The sequence below is a fragment of the Secundilactobacillus pentosiphilus genome (assembly GCF_002217985.1).
Taxonomy (GTDB): Bacteria; Bacillota; Bacilli; order Lactobacillales; family Lactobacillaceae; genus Secundilactobacillus; species Secundilactobacillus pentosiphilus.
The window spans coordinates 1-207 of the sequence record NZ_BCMI01000112.1; the positions used below are offsets into that span (position 1 = coordinate 1).

Below are 207 nucleotides of genomic sequence, written 5' to 3' on the forward strand. Positions count from 1 at the left end.
GCACCTGTTTCCAAGTGTTATCCCCCGCTTCTGGGCAAGTTACCCACGTGTTACTCACCAGTTCGCCACTCATCCAATGCTGAAAATCAGTGCAAGCACTTCAATTCAGCGGGATGCGTTCGACTTGCATGTATTAGGCACGCCGCCAGCGTTCGTCCTGAGCCAGGATCAAACTCTCAATTTATGATTGTTTGTGACTCATTAATA

The 207-nt window shown here is 48.3% G+C and carries 1 rRNA gene; it reads right to left on the bottom strand.

Annotated elements, in window-relative coordinates:
• A 16S ribosomal RNA gene (locus CES81_RS13275) occupies positions 1–184 on the bottom strand; the annotation flags it as partial.
• Between the last annotated feature and the right edge of the window lie 23 nt (positions 185–207).